This window comes from Lampropedia hyalina DSM 16112 (assembly GCF_900129055.1).
In the GTDB taxonomy this organism is placed as follows: Bacteria; Pseudomonadota; Gammaproteobacteria; order Burkholderiales; family Burkholderiaceae_C; genus Lampropedia; species Lampropedia hyalina.
This window is the reverse complement of sequence record NZ_FQUZ01000003.1, coordinates 1-20,775: the sequence shown is the minus strand read 5'-3', so window position 1 is coordinate 20,775 and position 20,775 is coordinate 1. Positions and strand designations below refer to the sequence as shown.

Here is a 20,775-nt window from a genome sequence, read left to right as displayed (position 1 = left end):
GGCCAGATGGCGGCATGCAGCGTGCATGGCACATATTTGTTTTTCTATTATGAATGGGCACAAATCTTCATCAATGCGATAACATAACTAGCAGATATGCAATATTGATATAAGGAGACGACATGAATCTGCGGCAACTGGAAGTGTTTGCCACGGTGGCCGAACTGGGCAGTTTCAGCAAGGCAGCCTTGGTACTGAACACCGCGCAACCGGCTCTGAGCCGGCAGATTCGTTCATTGGAAGTGGGCCTGAAAACCGTGTTGCTGGTGCGCACGGGGCGCGGGGTGATGCCGACCGAAGCGGGCAAACGGCTGTTGCAACACTGCCGCCACATCATGGAGTCGGTGGAGAACGCCCGCCATGATCTAAACGAGCGGGCCAAGGAGCGTTCGGGCCACATCATCATTGGCCTGCCACCCAGCATCGCCAAACGGCTGACGCTGCCGCTGGTGCGGTATTTTCAGACGGCATTGCCCCATGCCAGCCTGGAGGTGATGGAAGGGTTTTCCACTTACATGACCGAATGGCTGGTGACGGGCCGGGTGGATTTGTGCCTGCTCTACAACCCCCATGCGCATCCGAACATCGCCAGTACGCCCGTGCGCAAGGAGCGGCTGTTTCTGGTGGGCCCCAGTCAGCAGATGCCCGACGGCGACGTTCCGTTCAAGACACTGGGGCAATACCCGTTGCTGATGCCCCAGAGCAACCAGATTTTTCGCAAGCTGCTGGAAGCCCAGGCCCTGCTCAGTGGCATCAGCCTGAATGTGGCCTGGGCAGTTTCCAGCATTCCAGTCATTCTGGACATGCTGCGGGCAGGCTACGGCCATGCGGTACTGACCGATAGTGCATTTCTGGAAGCAGTGGCCGATGGCCAATTGACGGCGCGGGCCATTGTGCAGCCGAAGATTCACTGCACGCTCTCGCTGGCACAACGCAACAACCAGATGGAAACCTCGCTGATGGCACACACGCGCGAGGTACTGCACCGCCTGCTGCTGGAACAGACCGCAGAAATCGAGGCGAAGACTCAGCCCATCGCCCCACAGGGACACTGACAAGGCGGTTGTACCGCCTTCAGCGTCTATACCGCGTCAGAAGTCCATCGGCAGGCCCACATAGTTTTCGGCCAGGGCGGTGGCTCCCGCACGCGAGCGCACCACATAGTCGAGTTCGGACTGCTGAATCCTGGCGTTGAAGCCATCGGCCTCGTCGAAGCGGTGCAGCAGGCTGGTCATCCACCACGAAAAGCGTTCCGCCTTCCAGATGCGCCGCAGGCACTGGGCCGAATAATGCGTGATGCCCGCCTCGGAACGCTCCTGGTAGAACTCGCGCAAGGCCCGCGACAAGAAGCCCACATCGGAAGCCGCCAGGTTCAGCCCCTTGGCACCCGTGGGCGGCACGATATGGGCAGCATCCCCGGCCAGAAACAGCCGACCAAAACGCAGTGGTTCCGCCACAAAGCTGCGCAAAGGAGCAATGCTTTTCTCCAGCGACGGCCCGGTCACCACCTGAGCGGCCACTTCCTCGCCCAGGCGGCGTTTCAATTCATCCCAGAACGCCGCATCGCTCCAGTTCTCCACCTTGTCGCTGAGTGGTACTTGCAGGTAGTAGCGGCTGCGGGTTTCGCTGCGCATGCTGCACAACACAAAACCCCGCTCGGTGTTCGCATAAATCAGCTCGTGTGCGGCGGGAGGAACATCGGCCAACATGCCGAGCCAGCCAAACGGGTAGATTTTTTCAAAAGTCTGGATGGCACTGGCAGGCACACTGGCGCGGCTGACGCCATGGAAGCCATCGCACCCGGCAATGAAATCGCATGCCAGTTCGTGCTGCTGGCCGTTCTGGCTCCAGCGGACACGGGGGGCAGTGCCGTCAAAGTCGTGCAGTGTCACGTTGCTGGCATCGTAAATCGTGGTCAGTCCGGCATCGGCACGCGCCTGCATCAGATCGCGCGTGACCTCGGTCTGGCCATAGACCACCACCTTACGACCGCCCGTGAGTTCCGCCAGATTCAGGCGGTGTCGCTGGCCTGAAAACATCAGCTCAATGCCTTCGTGCACCAGCCCTTCCGCATCCAGACGCTGTGACACGCCCGACTCCCGCAACAAATCCACCGATACCTGCTCCAGCACCCCGGCGCGGATGCGCCCGAGCACATAGTCGGCACTGCGCTGCTCCAGAATGATGTTGTCGATGCCGTAGGTGTGCAGCAATTGTCCCAGCAGCAGTCCGGCCGGGCCGGCTCCGATAATGGCCACTTGTGTGCGCATTCGTATCTCCTTGAATGATGGTTGTTTTTCCGAACCTGAATGTACGCAGGCCGGTTTTTCGGAGATACGGCTTTCACGCCAAATTGCGCGATAATCGCACAATCTATCCAATCATCGCGCAATGATGCGCCCATAGAGCATGGCCACAGGACAGAACATCGACATTGCCGCCCCAGACCTGATTGCCGGAATGGCCAAGGGCATGGCCGTGCTGGAGACTTTCGACACGCAACGACAGCGGCTCAATGCCACGCTGGCCGCCGAAATGACCGGCCTGTCGCGGGCTGCGGCACGCCGCCACCTGCTGACGCTGGCGCATCTGGGCTATCTGGAGACGGATGGGCAGTTCTACTGGCTCACGCCCAAGGTGCTGCGTTTTTCCGGCAGCTACCTCGCCTCTGCCCGCCTGCCGCGCAGTGTGCAGCCGGTGGTCAATGCGCTTGCCGCCCAGACCGGGCTGTCGTTTTCCTGTGTGGTGCTGGAAGGCCGTGAAGGGGTGATCGTGGCGCACAGTGCCATCCGTCTGGAAGGGCGACGGCAACCGATTGCGTATGGACTGCGCCTGGGCAGCCGTCTGCCCGCACATGCCACGTCCACCGGCAAGGTGCTGTTGGCCGCACTGGGCAAGAAAGCCCTGAAGCAATGGCTACAGTCCCATCCACTGACCCGGCTGACGACCCACACCATCACCGAGGCGAGCCTGTTCAAAAAGACAATCGCCCAGGTGCAGCGGGACGATTACTGCATCAGCAACCAGGAGCACGAGCTGGGCATTGCCGCGCTGGCCATCCCCTTGCGCAACATGCCCGGCCAGACGCTGGCCGCGTTGAACGTGGTGGTGGATGCCCGGCGCATCACCCCCGCACAATTGCAGGCAGAGGTACTGCCACTGATGCAGGCACAGGCACTGGAGTTGCGGCAGTTGCTGTAATCCCAATCAGACGGGCAACCCGGTGGAGCCGAGAATGGCACCGAGTTGCTGGCGTGCCTCACCCTGCAACGACCTGAGCGGCAAAGGCAGGCAGGGATGAGGCACCAGCCCGGCCAGTTCTGCCGCAGTGGCCATGACGCGCAGACTGCCGTATTGCAGAAACAGCGTCCACAACGGGGCCAGCGGAGCACAGAGCCGTGCGACTTCATCCACCTGGCCCTGCCGGGCCGCACGGGTGATGGCCACAGCCAGTTCCGGGAACAGCCCGCCCATGACCGAGTACCAGGCCTCGCATCCGGCATGGAGGCCGGTCGCTGCGAAGGCATCGCCGCTGATGCCAATCGTCACCTGTGCAGGAATGAGCGCGCGCAATCGCTCGACGCGCTGGCGCACGGTCTCCAGATCACCGGGCACACCCGGAATCTTGATGGATGCGACATTCGGAAGCTGGGCAATCCGGCCATGGAGTTCGTCGCTGAATTCAAAATGCGTGGTGCCGGGGTTGTCATACACGCACAATGGCACCGTCAGGGACTGGGTGACGGCCCCGTACAGGCCAAACACTTCTTCTGCCGAGAGCTTCTGGTAGGACATGGGGGCCAACAGCACGCCACTGGCACCAACAGTCTGTGCATCCTGCGCCAGTGCCAGCACATCGCGGGTGCGCAACGCACCGATGCCGACGATCACCGGAACCCCTGCGGCATGGCGCACGGCCAGTTGCGCCACGCGCAAACGCTCGGCCTGCGTGAGGTAGGCGTAGTTGCCGGTCGATCCCAGCACGCCAATCGAATCCACGCCTGCCGCAGCCAGGCGTTCGATCAGGCGCACGAATGCGGCCTCATCAATGCCGGTTTCGTTCAGAGGGGTCAGCGCGAACGCACTCAATCCGGAAAACATGGTTTGTCACTCCACCACATACAGGGCATGTCGCCCAAAGGGCGGATTGTCGCACCCACCGACCACGTGACGTTTCAGAACTCCTCGGTATCGATTTCCGTCTGCGTGGCGGCGGCATAGCGGGGTGCGGTGACGGTGTGCTGGTTGATTGCCTCACCCGCCCTGCGCAGAATATCCGCATCGATTTGAATGTGGGCTGCGTGCAGGTCTTCCTGCAGATGATGGAGCTGGGTCGTACCCGGGATGGCAATGATGTGCTCGCCTTGCGCCAGCAGCCATGCCAGCGCGAGTTGGGCTGGGGTGCAGCCTGCCTTATCAGCCAACGCCTGCAAGGGTTTGAGCAATGGCAGGTTGGCCGCATAGTTGGCCGGCTCAAAGCGAGGCATGGCACGGCGAATGTCTTTGGCTGCCAGCGTGCCGACATCGCGCAGTGTGCCGGTGAGAAAACCGCGCCCAAGCGGGCTGAAGGCGACAAAGGCTGTACCCAGGTCGCGGCAGGCTTGCAGTACGGCGATTTCCGGGTTGCGAGTCCACAGCGAGTATTCCGTTTGCAAGGCGGCAATCGGGTGCACGGCATGGGCGCGGCGCAGTGTGGCTGCCGAGACTTCTGACAGGCCGATGTGGCGGATTTTGCCTTCTTGCACCAGACCCGCCAGCGCGCCCACAGAGTCTTCAATCGGAACATTCTTGTCCCAACGATGCAGGTAGTAGAGGTCGATTACGTCGGTGTTCAGCCGTTGCAGGCTGGCTTCACAGGTGGCCTTGAGGGTGGCGGGCCTGCCGTCGATGACGCGCACGCCATCCACGCCCTGCATGCCGCATTTGCTGGCCAGTGTGAAGCGTTGGCGGTGCGGCCCCAGCACTTTGCCAACCAGGGTTTCATTGGCACCGAAGCCATACAGCGCAGCGGTGTCGAAGAAGTCCACCCCTGCATCCAGCGCACCCAGCAACACGGCCTCGGCCTGCCTGGCATCGGGGGGCGTGCCGTAGGCATGGCTGAGGTTCATGCAGCCCAGCCCGATGGGGCTGACACGGAGAGAAGCAATGTTGCGTTGGATGCTCATGGTGGTAATTGGTGTGATGGTGAAAAAAAGCCCCGCCTCTGGTGCAACCAAAGCGGGGCGGCAGGCGCAGTGTTGGATTAGCCTTGCTTGAGCTGTTGCTCCAGATCGTGCAGCACTTGGTAGCAAGGCAGAACCTGGGCAATGCTGGAGTTTGGCTCGCGCCCTTCGCGGATGGCAGCAAAGAACTCACGGTCTTGCAGTTCGATGCCGTTCATCGAAACATCGACCTGGCTCACGTCCACGGCTTCTTCGCCGCCCTTGCTGCGCGATTGCACCAGATCGTCATAACGGGCGATGTAGGTGGCAGTATCACCGATGTAGCGGAAGAACGTGCCCAGCGGGCCATCGTTGTTGAACGACAGCGAGAGCGTGCAGATCGCGCCATTGGCGGCCTGGAGCTGGATGCTCATGTCCATGGCAATGCCCAGTTCCGGGTGAATCGGCCCCTGAATGGCATTGGCTTTCACGATCGGGCTGCCAGCCTGGTAAGCGAACAGATCGACGGTGTGGGCCGCATGGTGCCAGAGCAGGTGATCCGTCCAGGAGCGCGGCTGACCCAGCGCGTTCATGTTGCTGCGGCGGAAGAAGTAAGTCTGCACATCCATTTGCTGGATGTTGAATTCACCAGCCTTCACTTTGTTGTGGACGTACTGATGGCTGGGGTTGAAGCGGCGCGTATGGCCACACATGGCAACCAGGCCGGTTTCCCTGGCCTTGGCGGCCACGCGCTGGCCTTCTTCCAGGCTGTCGCACAGTGGAATTTCCACTTGTACGTGCTTGCCCGCTTCCAGGCAGGCCAGTGTTTGTGAGGCGTGCATCTGGGTGGGTGTACACAAAATCACGGCATCCACTTCCGGCATGGCCAGCACGTCATCCAGTTCGGTGGTGGCGTGGGCAATGCCATATTTGCTGGCGATTTCTTTGGTGGCTTCAAGCTGGCGGCTTACCAGCGCGACCACTTCCACGCCATCGATGTTCTTGATGCCGTCGAGGTGTTTGATGCCGAATGCACCGGCCCCGGCCAGCGCAACTTTGATGGGTTTGTTGCTCATGATTGGTTTTCCAGAATCAGATGGCCCACAGCCGTGTTGGATGCCGGTACATGGAAGAAACGGTGCACAGGCTTGGCAGGCTTTCCACCTGCCACGTCTTCCATGGCACCACGGGCAATCAGCCACATGACCAGCTCAATGCCTTCCGAGCCAGCTTCGCGCACATACTCAATGTGTGGCACTTCGGCCAGCCCGGCCGGGTCGCTGATGAGGCGGTCGAGGAAGCGATTGTCCCAGTCGCTGTTGATAAGGCCCGCACGCGCACCCTGCAACTGGTGGCTCATGCCGCCTGTGCCCCAGATTTGCACGTTCAGGTCTTGGTCGAAAGAGTTGATGGCCTTGCGAATGGCCTTGCCCAGCTCGAAGCAGCGTTTGCCACTCGGCACGGGATATTGCACCACGTTCACGGCAAATGGAATCACCGAGCACGGCCACTCGAAGTGGCTTTGTGGCGGGTTGCCGAACATCAGCGAGAGCGGCACGGTCAGGCCGTGATCCACGTCCATCCTGTTCACGATGGTGAGGTCGAAGTCGTCCTGAATCACGCTTTGTGCAATGTGGGCGGCCAGTTCCGGGTGACCTTGCACGGTTGGCACCGGGCGTGGCCCCCAGCCTTCGTCTGCCGGTGCGTATTGCGCACCTGTGCCAATCGCAAAAGTCGGGATCAGGTCCAGGCTGAAGGCGGTGGCATGGTCGTTGTAAACGAGGAAGATGACGTCGGGTTTTTCTTCCTTGATCCATTGTTTGGAGAAGTCGTAACCCGCAAACACGGGTTGCCAGTAGGGCTCCTTGTCCTTGCCCAGATCAAGGGCTGCACCAATGGCAGGAACGTGTGAGGTGTAAACGGATGCGGTGATTTTTGCCATGGTGTTATGCCTCTCCTCTTGCGGTGCGGCCGGCCTGGCCTTGTGGCTGGTGATGCTCTTGCGCGTCGCCGTCTTCTCCGATGTAGCGGTTGCCTTCGACTGAACGCCCCCCACCAACCATCATGTTGCGGTATTCCTCTTCGGTCATGCCGGTCATGCTGCCAGCCATTTGCTGGAAGCTTCTGCCATCGGTCGCACCGATTTTGGCGAGGAAGTAGATGTTGCCACCGGTGCGCATGCACCAATTCAGGTCGCGCGCCATCACGGCATCTTTTTGCTCTTCGCTCATGGCCCATTCGTCCAGGTAGGCGCGTTCATTGGCCAGAAAGCGGGCACGGTTTTCCGCCTTCAGAAGCGACATGCAGAACTGGTTGAGCCAGTAACCTTTGCGTGACTGCTCGGCATCGAAAATGATCGTGCCGGGTACATCGGTGTAGGGTTTTTCAAGTCCCATCGGTTTATCTCCTTGGTGTTCCTGGATTTATTTTTCGTCGGACCAGTAAAGACGCGTGGGGTTATCAACCAGCAGTTTTTGTTGTAATTCGGCAGTCGGGGCAATGTGGGGGATGAAGTCCACCAGCAAGCCGTCGTCCGGCATGTGGTTTTTCAGGTTCGGGTGCGGCCAGTCGGTGCCCCACAGTACACGGTCGGGGAACAGCTCCACCACGCGGCGGGCAAACGGCACCACATCATGGTAGGCATTCTGTTCGCCATGGAGCGCAGGAGGGCCATTCACACTCAGGCGTTCCGGGCAGCTGACCTTGCTCCAGACGTTGGGGTGCTGGCGCATGAAGTCGAGAAACAGCGCGAACTCGGAGCCATCCACGGGCTTGCGGACATCGGGTCGGCCCATGTGATCGACCACCACGGTGGTGGGCAGGGCGGTGAAGAAGTCCCACAGCTCCGGCAGATCGACGGCTTCAAAGTAGATGACTACATGCCAGCCCCAGGCCTTGATGCGGTTGGCGATCTCCAGCAGTTCGTCCTTGGGAGTGAAGTCCACCAGCCGCTTGACGAAGTTGAAGCGCACGCCACGCACACCGGCATCGTGCAGTTCCTGAATTTCTGCATCCGAGATGCTGCGCCGCACGGTAGCCACGCCCTTGGCTTTGCCGCCAGAAGCCTTGAGTGCATCGACCAGTGCGCGGTTGTCGGCACCGTGGCAGGTGGCCTGCACAATCACGTTTTTGTCGAAACCCAGATGATCGCGCAGGGCAAAAAGCTGCGCCTTGCTGGCATCGCAGGGCGTGTATTTGCGCTCGGGTGCGTAGGGGAACTCAGCACCGGGGCCGAATACGTGGCAGTGTGCATCCACTGCGCCCGCAGGCAGCTTGAAACGGGGTTGTGATGGCTGGGCATACCAGTCCAGCCAGCCGGGTGTCTTGGTGAAATCACCGCTGACGGGTTTGTTCATGGGGTCTCCTCTGAATTATTTTGTATGCTGGTTTTGCAGGATGCGATCGGCTTCCGTGCGCCAGTCGGCACTGCGGGCGAAGCTGCTGCTGCCTTTCTCGCCGAACAAACCGGCATCGGCCAGATCGGCCACCCAGGCCTGGCGTTCGGCCGTGCCGCTGGCCGACCATGGCTCCAGCCCGGCTTCGCGCACGGTCTGGGCCACTTCACGCACTTCTTCACTGCGTCTGCGGCCATGTTCGATCACGCGCTGGAAGAAGTACGAACCCTGTTTCTCCCAATCGATGCCTGGGAAGGTTTCGTACAGCGAGGCCACCACGGCATCTTCCACGCCGTAGTGACGTGCGGCCGTGAAGCTCTCGATGACCATGGCTTCCAGCCCTTTGATCATGATGCTGCGGCACATTTTGGTGGCCGATGCCACGCCCAGTTTGTCGCTGGCAACCTTGGCATCAAAGCCCAAGGCCTGCAATTGCGGTTGCAGCAGCGGCGCAGACTGGCCGCCCAGCAGCAACGGAACCTTGATGCGGTAGGGCGGCACACTGGTCATGACCGCGCCTTCCACATAACGGCCACCGGCCGCGTCGATCAGGGCCGCTGCCTGTTGTTTGGCTCCCGGCGAGGCTGAGTTGAAATCCAGAAAGAACGCATCTGGCTGAATGCCAGGTGCAGCAGCCTGTGCGACGGCCACGGTCTGGCTGGCTGTCACTGCGCTGATGACCAGATCAGCAACCTGTGCCACTTCGGCATGGCTGCCTTTCAGGCTCACGCCGTGCTGGTGGGCATGTGCTTGCAGGCTGGCTGCATCGCGGCCTTCCTGCTTGCGGTCATACGCGCTGACGGTGATGCCTTGTGCGCGCAGGTCTTCGGCCAGAATGCGGCCGACTTCGCCGTAGCCGATCAGGCCAATGTGCCAGTCGCTGGCACGGGTTGGGATATTGCTCATGACAATCTGCCGTGGAATGGAGTGATGGTGGGGGCTGCGCAGGTTTGCGGTGGCTCTTAGTCCAGATAGCGCAGACCGGCTTTCTCCAGTGGCTCGCGCATCTTGTACATGTCCAGCCCGAGCACGCCAGAGGCGAGTTTTTCGCGTTTTTCGCCTTCAAAGCTCTCGCGCTTGGCGGCTGCTTGCAGGGTTTGTTCGGCCTTGTCGCGCGGTACGCAAACCACGCCATCGTCGTCGGCGACGATCACATCACCGGGCGTGACCCACATGCCTGCACAGACCACCGGAATGTTCACGGAGCCAAGCGTGGCCTTGATCGTGCCCTTGGAGGAAATTGCCTTGCTCCAGACAGGGAAGTTCATTTCCTTGAGCACCCGCACATCCCGCACACCGGCATCGATGATGAGTGCGCGTGCGCCGCGTGCCTGGAAGCTGGTGGCGAGCAGGTCGCCAAAGTAACCGTCGGTGCAGTCGGCAGTGACGGCCGCCACGACGACATCACCCGGTTGAATCTGTTCTGCGGCAACGTGCATCATCCAGTTGTCGCCGGGTTGCAGCAGCACGGTGACGGCCGTGCCGCTGACCTGTGCGCCTGGGTAGATCGGGCGCATATAGGGCTTGAGCAGGCCCACGCGGCCCATGGCCTCGTGCACGGTGGCTGAACCGTATTGCGCCAGTTGGTCGGCTACTTCCTTGTTGGTGCGCTGAATGTTGCGATAGACCACGCCGAGTTCGTACATGACTGTCTCCTGATTTGATGTTGTTGGGGTGTGCGGCAGCTTTACAGGCCGCGTGCCTTCAGTGCCGTGTCCAGACGCGTGAAGACGCGGCGGGCATTGCCTTCGTACACCAGGAAGCGTTCTTCGTCGTTCAGGTTTTCGGTCGCGCTGATGTAGCGTTTGGTGTCGTCGTAGTAGTGGCCGGTTTGTGGGTCGATGCCGCGTACTGCGCCAATCATTTCGCTGGCAAACAGGATGTTCTTGACCGGGATGACCTTGGTCAGCAGGTCAATGCCGGGCTGGTGGTACACGCAGGTGTCGAAGAAGATGTTGTTCAGCAGGTGTTCTTCGAGCAGCGGCTTCTTCAGCTCTTGCGCCAGACCCCGGAATCGCCCCCAGTGATAAGGCACCGCGCCGCCACCATGCGGGATCAGGAACTTCAGCGTCGGAAAGTCCTTGAACAAGTCGCTGGTCAGGCATTGCATGAAGGCGGTGGTATCGGCATTCAGGTAATGCGAGCCGGTGGTGTGGAAGCACGCATTGCAACTGGTGCTGACGTGAATCATGGCCGGGATGTCGTACTCCACCATCTTCTCGTAGAGCGGGTACCAGTGGTGATCAGACAGTGGCGGGCTGGTCCAGTGGCCGCCGGATGGATCGGGGTTCAGGTTGATGGCCACATTGCCGTATTCCTCGACGCACTTGACCAGCTCAGGGATGCAGGTTTTGGGGTCTACGCCGGGCGATTGCGGCAGCATGGCGGCGGGAATGAAGTGATCCGGGAACAACTGGCTGACGCGGTAGCACAGCTCATTGCAGATGGCCGCCCAGGTGGCAGAGGTGTTGAAGTCGCCAATGTGGTGGGCCATGAAGCTGGCGCGCGGGCTGAAGATGGTCAGGTCGGAGCCGCGCTCGCGCATCAGGCGCAACTGGTTGTTTTCGATGGTTTCACGAATGTCGTCATCGCTGATGTGCAGCTCGCTGGCCTTGGGGGCCTGTGACGGGTCTTTGAGGCCAGCAATCTGGCGGTCGCGCCATTGGCCCAGCGCGGCAGGCGCAGTGGTGTAGTGACCATGCACATCGATAATCATGACAAATCCTTTTTCCAGCAGAGCATTCGGTACAGGCACACCGGGCAGGCTGCGCCCGGTTTCATGTGCTGCGGGCCATGGTATCGACAGGCAATACCATCATCAATGCGATAGCAGAACTAGCAGATATGCACAATTTGCATATCCATATTAGCCAGGAACCTGTTCATGATTTCCGAACCTGCCCGCACGGGACAGCCGTACCCTGCTTTTTGTCCCCGAACGTGTTTACAGAACCACCGTGAGGGCTTGCGGGGATTGCCATGATTGCAACCAGAAGAAACACCGATTTCACCAATGAAGACAAATAACAATCATTCTTTATAATTGCACGCCATTCCAGCCCCTGTCCCCCTGTGTGATGCTGATGCGTTCAGCGCAGGCGCAGCAATCGGAGCATGGTTCTTTTTCCGTTGTCCACACCGCCAGTCAGCCATCCCCCTTCCGGCCGCGTCGTCTGCCGCAGTGAAGGAGAAAGCCAGCAGGTTTGTGTTTTCTTTTTCACAAGGTTGCCGTCATGTCTTTCCCTGCCTTGGGCCTGCCCCACCCTGTTGCGCCGTCCCTGCCACCGCGTTCACTGATTCGTGCCGTTCCGGCAGCCGTGCTGGGGCTGCTGGCCTCTGCCGCTGTGGCGCAGACTCCCACCGAACCCCAGAGTTTGCCTGCCGTGCAGGTGACGGCCGAAGCCGAAACCGAGGCTGGAGCCAGCGTCACGCTCACCCAGCAGGACATGGAGAAAACCGGCGGCAAGAACATTGCCGACATCATCCGCTACCAGCCGCTGGTGGAAGCCCCCGGCACGGTGCAGGGGGCTACGCGCGGTGCGAGTGCCTATGACCGCAGTGGCACGACCGGCTACAACATCCGGGGCATGGAAGGCAACCGCATCGGGCTGGACATCGACGGCATCGAGATGCCCAGTGCCACCAGCCGCGCCCCACTGACCAACCGCGCACAGGACGGCACGTTCGGCATGGGCCGCGACTTCATGGACCCGGAGCTGTATTCGACGGTGCAAATCCAGTCCGGCACGACCAATGCACGGCGTTCGGCAGGTGGCATCGGCGGGGCGGTGAGCTTCGGCACCAAGTCGCCGCAGGACTATGTTTCGGCCAGCAAGCCGTTCTATGCCGGGGCCAAGCTGGGCTATGACGGCGCGGACGACTCCTGGCACAAGGCCATCACAGCGGCGGGCCAGTCAGGGGCCTGGCAGGCACTGGTGAGCTATTCGCGCCGCGACGGCCACCAGGGCGAGAACCACAGCGCGCAGAACCTCTCCAGCTACCCGGAAGACCGCAGCTCGGATGCCCTGCTGCTCAAGGCCAACTACCTGCTGAACACCGCGCATGTGTTCAGCGTCACCGCCGATCTGTACCGGCGCAACGTGGATTCGGTGTTCGAAACCTGGAACAGCGCGGCCACCGAGATGGTGGGGCTGTCGCAGCAGGACAGCCAAACGCGACGCAACACCGTGCAGCTCGGCCACGTCTGGAGTCCGGCCAACGGCTGGCTCGACCAGCTCGACACGCGCGTGCACTACCAGAACAGCGACATGCACGATGTGACGGACTCACCCGTACAGGCCACCGGCGGCTATGTCACACGCCACTACGACTCGCAGGACAAGACCCGGCAGATTGGCTTCTCCAGCAGCGGCTCCAAGGTCATCGAGAACCACCATATCCGCTTTGGCGTGAATGCCTCGCGCAACCGCAATGAGCACCCGTTCACCTCGGACGATGCGTTTGCCGGCAAGCAGCCCTTCCCCGACACCACCACCGACCGGCTGGGCCTGTTCGTGGAAGACACCATCGGCTTTGCCGTCGGCGGCAAGCGGCTGGCCGTCGTGCCCGGCCTGCGGGTGGACCGCGTGGATGCGCAGATTCGCAACACCGGCCAGTTCGGCAACGACCGCATCACCGAGGAAGAACTGGTCGAGCTGTACGGCAACGCGCCCAGCACCACCATCGTCAGCCCCAGCCTGGCTGTGCTCTACGACCTCCAGCCCAAACTGACCGCCTATGCGCAGTGGAAGCGCGGCGGCCGCGCGCCCACCAACAGCGAAATCTTCGGCTACTGGAACGGCGGCGGTGGCAGCTACGCACTGCTGGGCAAGCGCGACCTGAAAAAGGAAACCAGCCACACCTTCGACCTGGGCCTGAAGGGCCGCGTGGCCAGCGGCGTACAGCTCAACAGCTCGGTGTTCTACTCGCAGTACAAGGACTTCATTTCCTACACCCGCTTCACCCGTGCCAACAACCCGGAGATGTTCACCTACATCCAGGACAATCTGAACATCCTCTACCAGGCCGACAACCGCGACAAGGCCCATGTGTACGGGCTGGAACTGGCGGTGCGGCTGGAGCACGGCACCTGGCTGCCTGCCGCGCAGGGCTTCTACAGCACCTGGGCACTGGGCTACAGCAAGGGCCAGGCCAAGTCCTACTACGCGGGTGACAAGGATGTCGATCTGGACACCGTGCAGCCGGGCAAGGCCATCGTTGGCCTGGGCTACGATGCCCCCGGCCAACGCTGGGGTGCGAGCCTGACGGGCACATTCGTGCAGGGCAAGCAGGCCGTGGCCACCAACCGCAACAGCTTCAGCAACAACCCCGGTGCGGAAATCACCGACTCCAGCGTCGAGCAGTTCCGCGTGCCCGGCTTCGCCCGTTTCGACCTGTCGGGCTACTGGCGCATCAACCGCCACACCCGCCTGAATGCCGGCATCTATAACCTGGGCGACAAACGCTACTGGAGCTACAGCAGTGCCCGCAGCCTGCAACCATCCTCGGCACAGGATCGCCGCCAGATCGAACTCTCCACCCAGTCGCCACGCACCTATGCCGTGTCGCTGTCAGTGGATTTCTAAGAACCTGTTCACGATTTTTTCATCAACCCACACGGTTTCATTCCATGACAACAAGCACCCTGCGCCTTCCCCTGCTGCTGGCCGCCACGGCCTCTGCCCTGCTCTGCGCCGCCTGCGCCAGCAACCCCACCACTGCCGCCGCCACGCCAGCCGCATCGGCACCCGCCGCAGCCACCACCGGCACGCCCCCACGTCCGGCCGGTGGGCACGGCCTGACGGCCACCATCGGCAGCTACGATGCCAACCGCGATGGCACCGTCACCCGCGCAGAAATGGATGCCGTGCGGCTGCAACGCTTTCAGCGCGGCGACACCAACGGCGATGGCTGGCTGAGCGAGGCCGAATATGTGGCCGAATACGAAACCCGCCTGAAGCAGCAATACTTCGACGATGGCAAGGAACCCGACGACTTCTACACCCAGGCCGTCAAGCAGGCCAGCGTGCGCTTCGCCATCGTGGACCGTGACCGCAACGGCCAGTACACACTGGAAGAAGACCGCGCCGTGGGCGAACGTGTCTTCGCCCAGCACGACACCAACGGTGACGGCGTGATCTCGCGCGACGACCCACCACGCGAACGCCCTGCCCGCAACGACGCTGACGACGGCAAGACCAACTAAGAACCTGTTTACGATTTCATGGCGATGCCGTACCAACAGCACCGTCATTCCGGGCTTGACCCGGAATCCAGTGACGACGTATCCAAATAACACCTTGGTTCTCAATGGGATACCTTGCCACTGGATTCCCGCATTCGCGGGAATGACAGGTACTTTTCTGGACTGGACAGCAGGTTCCTGCGATCGTAAACACGTTCTAAAAACCTGCTCATGATTCCCGGCAGGGCCGCAAGTCACCCGCTTCTGCCCTGCCCTTCTCCCTTCTGCTTTTTCTGCCGCAACCCGGCCCACTGCCATGTGCCCTGATTCCACCCCAGCCGACCCCGCCTCCCGCACCCTCCGCCACCAGCCCGATGCCCCTTGTGGCAGCAGCGTGACCCAGCGCGCCAGCGTCGTCATTGCCGCCACGCTGGCAGCCTGGGCGATTCCGGCGCAGAGTGCCTCGCTGGCGGTGGACATCACCCTGCCGGAGATTCAGACTGCCACCTACTACCGCCCCTACCTCGCCGCCTGGATCGAACAAGCCGAAGGCCAGCAGGTGGTCAGCACACTGGCCGTCTGGTACGACACCCGCCTGCGCGACAACCTGGGCAAAGGCTGGCTGCGCGACCTGCGCACCTGGTGGCGCAAGGCCGGGCAGACCCTGGAGTTGCCCGCCGACGGCATCAGCGGCGCGACCCGCGCACCCGGCACCCACACCCTGCACCTGGCCGCAGACCATGCCACGCTGCGCCAGCTCGCCCACGGCCAGTACCACATTGCCGTGGAAGTGGCGCGGGAGCACGGCGGGCGCGAACTGCTGCGCGTGCCCTTCACCTGGGCAGGCACGGCCAGCACCGCCGCCACCGCCAGTGCCGATGGCCAGAGCGAACTGGCCCAGATCACCGTGCGCATCCAGCCCTGACCTTTCGCGCCGTGAACGCGACCCGCGCCTTCTGGCTGCGCCAGTTGCACACCTGGCACTGGATATCTGCCGCACTCAGCCTCAGCGGCATCTTGCTGTTTGCCGCCACCGGTCTGACCCTGCAACACGCAGGCCTGTTCACCAGCCCGCCCACCACCAGCGAGCGGCAAGGCCAACTGCCGCCTGCACTGCAAGCCCAGCTCACCGACCTGCCCACCGATGGAGAAGCCCCGCTGACCGGCGAGCTGCCGCGCTGGGTGCGCCAGCAGCTTGCGCTGGACATTGCCCACCGACTGGCCGAATTCAGCCCCGACGAAATCTACCTGCGCCTGGCCACTCCGGGCGCGGATGCCTCGCTCAGCATCGACCGCCACAGCGGCGACATCCACTACCAGCAAACCCACCGGGGCGCGATTGCCTACCTCAACGACCTGCACAAGGGGCGCAACGCCGGCAGCGTCTGGTTCTGGTTCGTCGATGCGCTGGCCATTGCCTGCATCGTCTTCTCGCTCACCGGGCTGGCCCTGCTGTGGCTGCACGGCAAGGGCCGTCCTTCCACCTGGCCCATCACCGGCCTGGGGCTGCTGATGCCGGTGCTGATCGCACTGCTGCTGATTCACTGAAAACCCGCCCATGGCCCCCAACCGCGTATTCATCCCTCCGCTGGAAGAACTCGCCCGCCAGTGGCGCACACCACCGGTCGCGCCCTTGCCATTGCACCCGCACCACCTGCAAGGCAGTGCCCTGGGCACGGACTGGAGCCTGCACGCCTTCGTCCCCGCCCACCTGGGCAGCGAATGGCTGCGCGCCTGCATCCGGCAGGAAACCGAGCGTGCCGTCGCCCGCTTCAGCCTCTGGTCGGAACACAGCGAAATCACCCGCTTCAACACCGCCCGCGCGGGCGAAGCCGTGCCTTTCTCGCCGGACGGCTTCGCCGTGCTGCAACACAGCCTGTCGCTGGCCGCCACCACCGATGGCGCGGTCGATTGCACGCTGGGCGCACTCACCGCACTATGGGGCTTCGGCCCGCGCGGCGCACCCGCTGCACCGCCCACGCCCGCAGACATCCGCACCGCCCTGCACCCCAGCGGCTGGCAACGGCTGCAAGGCCATACCGATGCCCAGCGGCATTGCATCACCCAACCCGGCAGCCTGCTGCTCGACCTCAACGGCATAGCCAAAGGCTGGTGCGTCGATCAAATCTCGTCGCGCCTGTGCCGCGAAGGGGTGACCTGTCACCTCATCGAACTCGGTGGCGAAGCCAAGGCCGTCGGCCTCAAGCCCGACCGCCAGCCCTGGTGGGTGGAACTGGAAGCCATTGCGGGCGATCCCGGCCCGCGTTCGCTCGTGGCCCTGTGCGACATGGCCATCGCCACCTCTGGCGACACCCGCCGCTACCTGGAACACGCGGGCACACGCTACGCCCACACCCTCGATGGCCACAACGGCCAGCCCGTGCAGGGCGTGGCCGCTGTCAGCGTGCTGCACCCCAGTGCCATGCTGGCCGATGCCTGGGCCACCGCTCTCACCGTACTGGCAGGCCGCAACCCGGCACAGGCCCTGCACACCGCCACCCAGCAGCAACTCGCCGCCCGGCTGCTGCTGCGCCCCGCCAATGGCGCACCCGACCAGCCCTTGCACGAACACCTCAGCCCGCGCCTGGCCGCCATGCTGGACGACACACCATGAACCCGTGGCAGCACCTGCACCCCGACCCGCTGCGCCAGTGGGCTGCACTGCTGCTGTTACTGGCATGGCTGGTGCTGCTGGCCGCCACCCTGTGGCGGCAACGCCGCCATGCCCGCCGTCACCTTCAAGCCACCGATGCCCCCGCCAATGCACACCCTGCGCTGCTGATCGCCTTCGCCAGCCAAAGCGGTTTTGCGGCACAACTCGCCCAGCAACACGCCGGGCAACTGAGCGCACAGGGCTGGCAGCCCCAGTGCCTGCCCCTCGGGCAGGTACAGGCCGGCACCCTGCAAGGCGTGCGCCATGCCCTGTTCCTCATCAGCACCACCGGCGAAGGCGACGCACCCGACAACGCCGCCGCCTTCATCCGCCGCTGCATGGCCGCACCCGATGCCGCCATCGGCCTGCCGCACCTGCACTATCGCCTGCTGGCCCTGGGCGACAGCCGCTATGCCCGCTACTGCGGCTTTGGCCGCGCCGTCGATGACTGGCTGCAACGCAGCGGCGCACACCCCGATGCCCCGCGCATGGAACTGGACAACGCCCACCCCGACGCACTCGCCCAGTGGCAAGCCTGCATCGACCAGCTCATGGCCCCCGGCCATACCGCATCCACCGCCACGGCCACCCCGGTGCAGGCAGCCACGCCCCAGCCCTGGCGACTGGCCCAGCGGCAGATTCTCAACCCCGGCAGCCCCGGTGCACCCCTGGCCCGCCTCGTGCTGGAGCCACTGCATTCCCTGCCCCACTGGCAGGCCGGAGATGTGGCCACGCTGGAAATTCCATCGGCCGATCGGGCCGCTCACAGCCTCTGGCGCGACTACACGATTGCCTCCCTGCCCGCCAGCGGCCATCTGGAACTGCTGGTGCGCCAGCAACTGCGCAGCGACGGCAGCCCCGGCATCGGCTCACACTGGCTGCTGCACCAGCTCCAGCCCGGCCAAACCCTGCACCTGAACCTGCGCCACAACCCACTGTTCCACCCGCCTGCCATCGATAAGCCACTCATCCTCATCGGCAGCGGCACCGGTCTGGCCGGACTGCTGGCGCAGATACGCCACCGCGCCGCATGCCACGCACAAGGGCAGACCATCGGCCCGCTGTGGCTGCTCTACGGCGAACGCAGCCCCCGCCACGATGCCCACTTCGATGCCTGCCTGCACCACTGGCGGCAACAGGGCGTGCTGCACCGGCTGGAACGCGCCTACTCCTGCGATCCCGATGCCCTGCCACACAGCGCGCGTCATGTGCAAGAACTGCTCCCACCCCTGGCCCAGCCATTGCAGGAACTGTTGCTGCACCAGCAGGCCACCCTGTACCTCTGCGGCTCACGCCAGCCCATGGCCCAAGGCGTACACACCACACTGGAGAACCTGCTCGGCCCCGGCACACTGCAAACCCTCACCGACACCGGTCGTTACCTGCGCGACGTGTATTGAGCATTGCGTATTGGATCGTTTCTACGCTCCTGCGTGGGAACAATCAGAAACTCTCAGCCGCCTTCTGCCTTGCACACAACACCCGCCAGCCCATCCAGGCAGGACATGAGCTGCTCACGCTCCCCGCTGGAGAGTCGATGGAACTTCAGCAGCAAATCTGCCAGATCGTCTGTTTCGGCATAGAAATAGGCGGTGGGCACATTCAATACGGCAGCAATCCGGCGCACCGTGCCGAAATCGGGCGAATGCTTGCCACGCTCGTACTGATTCATCCGCGCACTGGCCGACATTTCATCGATACCCGCCAACACCCCCAGCTTTTCCTGCGACAAACCAGCCCCTTTACGGGCTTCCTTGAGCCGCTTCGCCAGCAAGTCCATATCCAGCCTTCCATGCAAAGGCCAAGATACTCTTAGATTTGAATTTACGATATGCTAAGGATTACTTAGCTTTTATCCGATTGAATTCACTCTATGAGAAGCACCATGCGAAGACTCGTTTTATCAATAGCAACGCTATCTGTCTGCATCAGTGGCTGCACGACCATGTCGGCACTGGAGAGTGCAGGAGAGGAATTCTCCCAAGGCAATGTCCTCTCTGGGGTATGGACTGGCACGATGGGGGTGTTTCTTGGGGCCGTCACGGATATAGTTACCCTGGGCGGAACCATGGAGGTTGATGAATCGGCACAAATGTGGTCGGACGTACTGACTGTGGCCAGCCAGCAAGGACAGCCCGGCTCTATCAACACATACCAGATGCAAAACATGCAGCGTCTGCTGACGAAGCCAGACCCTGTCTCACCCCATTCCAGTGCCACCAGCCATGGCAACAGTAGCAAGAGCAACATTGCTGCGTCCGACACCGAAATTGCGTTGAATAGCCAACTGCTGCATGGGGCAAGTTGCAAAGGTGATCTGGCATTTTTAGCACCACATTTGCCTGCCTACACGGCTGCGGAAGTACACCTTATCCGCTCACTCATACTGTCTTCCTCGGTCGCTGAATCCATCTCAACGGTCAAACAGCATACCTCCAACAAACAGCAGGCCTTTGAAGCGTTGCTTGGCCAGGCGCAATCCCACAATCAAGCCGCCGCAGAAGCCGCTACCACAGCCAATCAAACCGATGGCTACGGCAATTCGGTCAGCATCGATAAAGTGAACAGCAATACATTGAATCTGGATTTTTCATGTGAGGGCATACACCACGGGGCAGTGTGCGTCTACATCATCAATCGCTGGGGTAGCCTGAACAGCAGAACCATTGCAAGTTTGCTGGACAAATGCTGGGATTCATGAAAGATACCCACCCGCTCACTCAAAAGTTTCAATACTGACATTTTTCAGAGACAAGGAGCTGCAATGAATATCCACACACAAAGAAGCCAGCAACGAAAAATACGCATGGCCCAAAGATTGACCATCGTTTCATTGTCCATACCGCTATCACTCTCGATAGCCGGATGCGGAGGTGAAGAGCTGCTGGATATTCTGGATGCTGCCACGGGCGATGGTGGAAAACGGGTCAGACTGAATGGCCCCATCATGGGTGAAAACAGATTAATCTGCATCAATAATCCACCCAAAATCCCACCCGCTGCCTTACAGCAGGAAATAGACAAATACCTTTTCAAGGCAATATGAAGTTCCCCCACATTACCGGAGGGTATAGAACACTGGATCGGCCATTTCTGGCGTTGGTTTGGAAACAGATTTCTTGCTGCCTTTCCTCCTTTTTTCAAACTCTACAGGCGACAGGTAACCGATGCCTGAATGCAGCCGGTGCGGGTTGTACCAGCCCTCGATCCAGCTAAAGATGTCGCGCTTGGCTCCTGCCTTTGTTGGCCAACTTCTCCTGTCAATCAACTCACATTCCAGACTCGCAAAAAAGCTCTCAGCCATGGCGTTGTCGTAGGCATCACCCACCGTCCCCATGGAGGGCGTTACCTTCATTTCTTTGCAACGCTGGCCAAACGCCAAGCTGGTGTATTGGCTGCCCT

The 20,775-nt window shown here is 61.7% G+C and carries 22 protein-coding genes; 10 read left to right on the top strand and 12 right to left on the bottom strand.

From position 1 onward, the window contains the following. The first annotated feature begins 122 nt into the window (after positions 1 to 122). Entirely contained in the window at positions 123 to 1,055 is a 933-nt protein-coding gene (locus BUE21_RS01690) for a LysR family transcriptional regulator (protein WP_073353960.1), read from the top strand. A gap of 36 nt (positions 1,056 to 1,091) precedes the next feature. On the opposite strand, the gene pobA is transcribed toward BUE21_RS01690, so the two are convergent. After that, positions 1,092 to 2,270 (bottom strand): 4-hydroxybenzoate 3-monooxygenase, encoded by a 1,179-nt coding sequence (pobA, locus tag BUE21_RS01685; protein WP_073353957.1) that lies wholly within the window; start codon positions 2,268 to 2,270, stop codon positions 1,092 to 1,094. A gap of 139 nt (positions 2,271 to 2,409) precedes the next feature. Here pobA and BUE21_RS01680 point away from each other — a divergent pair, with 139 nt between their 5' ends. Continuing rightward, on the top strand, positions 2,410 to 3,201 hold the full coding sequence (locus tag BUE21_RS01680) for an IclR family transcriptional regulator domain-containing protein (protein WP_073353955.1): 792 nt from the start codon (positions 2,410 to 2,412) through the stop codon (positions 3,199 to 3,201). 6 nt (positions 3,202 to 3,207) lie between these two features. Here the strand turns inward: BUE21_RS01680 and BUE21_RS01675 are convergent, their stop codons facing one another. The 9 genes from BUE21_RS01675 to BUE21_RS01635 form a co-directional block, all read right to left on the bottom strand. Further along, complete coding sequence (locus BUE21_RS01675; RefSeq protein WP_073353953.1) at positions 3,208 to 4,101, bottom strand: dihydrodipicolinate synthase family protein; 894 nt, start codon at positions 4,099 to 4,101, stop codon at positions 3,208 to 3,210. Between the two features lie 74 nt (positions 4,102 to 4,175). Further along, the gene (locus BUE21_RS01670) at positions 4,176 to 5,165 is read right to left on the bottom strand and encodes an aldo/keto reductase (RefSeq protein WP_073353951.1); all 990 of its coding nucleotides are present in this window, start codon (positions 5,163 to 5,165) and stop codon (positions 4,176 to 4,178) included. A gap of 77 nt (positions 5,166 to 5,242) precedes the next feature. Continuing rightward, positions 5,243 to 6,217, bottom strand: a complete 975-nt coding sequence (locus BUE21_RS01665; RefSeq protein ID WP_073353948.1) for a Gfo/Idh/MocA family oxidoreductase — start codon at positions 6,215 to 6,217, stop codon at positions 5,243 to 5,245. Then, positions 6,214 to 7,083 carry a class III extradiol dioxygenase subunit beta gene (locus BUE21_RS01660; protein WP_073353945.1) on the bottom strand — a complete coding sequence of 290 codons (870 nt, stop codon included), beginning with the start codon at positions 7,081 to 7,083 and terminating at the stop codon, positions 6,214 to 6,216. The genes BUE21_RS01665 and BUE21_RS01660 overlap by 4 nt, the downstream gene beginning before the upstream one ends. Before the next feature lie 4 nt (positions 7,084 to 7,087). Next, positions 7,088 to 7,537 carry a protocatechuate 4,5-dioxygenase subunit alpha gene (ligA, locus tag BUE21_RS01655; RefSeq protein ID WP_073353943.1) on the bottom strand — a complete coding sequence of 150 codons (450 nt, stop codon included), beginning with the start codon at positions 7,535 to 7,537 and terminating at the stop codon, positions 7,088 to 7,090. Between the two features lie 27 nt (positions 7,538 to 7,564). Further along, entirely contained in the window at positions 7,565 to 8,497 is a 933-nt protein-coding gene (locus BUE21_RS01650) for an amidohydrolase family protein (protein WP_073353941.1), read from the bottom strand. Positions 8,498 to 8,512: 15 nt separating this feature from the next. Continuing rightward, the gene (locus BUE21_RS01645) at positions 8,513 to 9,442 is read right to left on the bottom strand and encodes an NAD(P)-dependent oxidoreductase (RefSeq protein ID WP_073353938.1); all 930 of its coding nucleotides are present in this window, start codon (positions 9,440 to 9,442) and stop codon (positions 8,513 to 8,515) included. A gap of 56 nt (positions 9,443 to 9,498) precedes the next feature. After that, complete coding sequence (ligK, locus tag BUE21_RS01640; protein WP_073353936.1) at positions 9,499 to 10,182, bottom strand: 4-carboxy-4-hydroxy-2-oxoadipate aldolase/oxaloacetate decarboxylase; 684 nt, start codon at positions 10,180 to 10,182, stop codon at positions 9,499 to 9,501. 41 nt (positions 10,183 to 10,223) lie between these two features. After that, on the bottom strand, positions 10,224 to 11,252 hold the full coding sequence (locus BUE21_RS01635; protein ID WP_073353933.1) for an amidohydrolase family protein: 1,029 nt from the start codon (positions 11,250 to 11,252) through the stop codon (positions 10,224 to 10,226). Positions 11,253 to 11,769: 517 nt separating this feature from the next. On the opposite strand from BUE21_RS01635, the gene BUE21_RS01630 reads away from it, so the two are divergent. The 6 genes from BUE21_RS01630 (at position 11,770) to BUE21_RS01605 (ending at position 18,773) form a co-directional block, all read left to right on the top strand. Continuing rightward, positions 11,770 to 14,121, top strand: coding sequence for a TonB-dependent hemoglobin/transferrin/lactoferrin family receptor (locus BUE21_RS01630; RefSeq protein WP_073353931.1), 2,352 nt, complete (start codon positions 11,770 to 11,772; stop codon positions 14,119 to 14,121). Positions 14,122 to 14,165: 44 nt separating this feature from the next. Then, on the top strand, positions 14,166 to 14,741 hold the full coding sequence (locus BUE21_RS01625) for an EF-hand domain-containing protein (RefSeq protein ID WP_073353929.1): 576 nt from the start codon (positions 14,166 to 14,168) through the stop codon (positions 14,739 to 14,741). A 295-nt stretch (positions 14,742 to 15,036) separates the two neighbouring features. Further along, on the top strand, positions 15,037 to 15,645 hold the full coding sequence (locus tag BUE21_RS01620) for a DUF2271 domain-containing protein (protein ID WP_084522665.1): 609 nt from the start codon (positions 15,037 to 15,039) through the stop codon (positions 15,643 to 15,645). An 11-nt stretch (positions 15,646 to 15,656) separates the two neighbouring features. Continuing rightward, positions 15,657 to 16,268, top strand: coding sequence for a PepSY-associated TM helix domain-containing protein (locus tag BUE21_RS01615; RefSeq protein ID WP_234971018.1), 612 nt, complete (start codon positions 15,657 to 15,659; stop codon positions 16,266 to 16,268). A 10-nt stretch (positions 16,269 to 16,278) separates the two neighbouring features. Next, a complete protein-coding gene (locus BUE21_RS01610; RefSeq protein WP_084522663.1) occupies positions 16,279 to 17,334 on the top strand; it encodes an FAD:protein FMN transferase in 1,056 nt (351 codons plus the stop codon). Further along, the gene (locus BUE21_RS01605) at positions 17,331 to 18,773 is read left to right on the top strand and encodes an NADPH cytochrome P450 oxidoreductase family protein (protein ID WP_073353926.1); all 1,443 of its coding nucleotides are present in this window, start codon (positions 17,331 to 17,333) and stop codon (positions 18,771 to 18,773) included. The genes BUE21_RS01610 and BUE21_RS01605 overlap by 4 nt, the downstream gene beginning before the upstream one ends. A 53-nt stretch (positions 18,774 to 18,826) precedes the next feature. On the opposite strand, the gene BUE21_RS01600 is transcribed toward BUE21_RS01605, so the two are convergent. Beyond that, the gene (locus BUE21_RS01600; protein WP_073353922.1) at positions 18,827 to 19,153 is read right to left on the bottom strand and encodes a helix-turn-helix domain-containing protein; all 327 of its coding nucleotides are present in this window, start codon (positions 19,151 to 19,153) and stop codon (positions 18,827 to 18,829) included. 105 nt (positions 19,154 to 19,258) lie between these two features. Between BUE21_RS01600 and BUE21_RS01595 the strand changes: the two genes are divergently transcribed. Both BUE21_RS01595 and BUE21_RS14315 read left to right on the top strand, forming a co-directional pair. Further along, entirely contained in the window at positions 19,259 to 20,074 is an 816-nt protein-coding gene (locus BUE21_RS01595) for a hypothetical protein (RefSeq protein ID WP_143164368.1), read from the top strand. Between the two features lie 63 nt (positions 20,075 to 20,137). Further along, positions 20,138 to 20,419, top strand: coding sequence for a hypothetical protein (locus BUE21_RS14315; RefSeq protein ID WP_143164367.1), 282 nt, complete (start codon positions 20,138 to 20,140; stop codon positions 20,417 to 20,419). 12 nt (positions 20,420 to 20,431) lie between these two features. Here the strand turns inward: BUE21_RS14315 and BUE21_RS01590 are convergent. Continuing rightward, on the bottom strand, positions 20,432 to 20,775 hold a 344-nt coding region (locus tag BUE21_RS01590), incomplete at its 5' end, for an integrase core domain-containing protein (protein WP_234971017.1).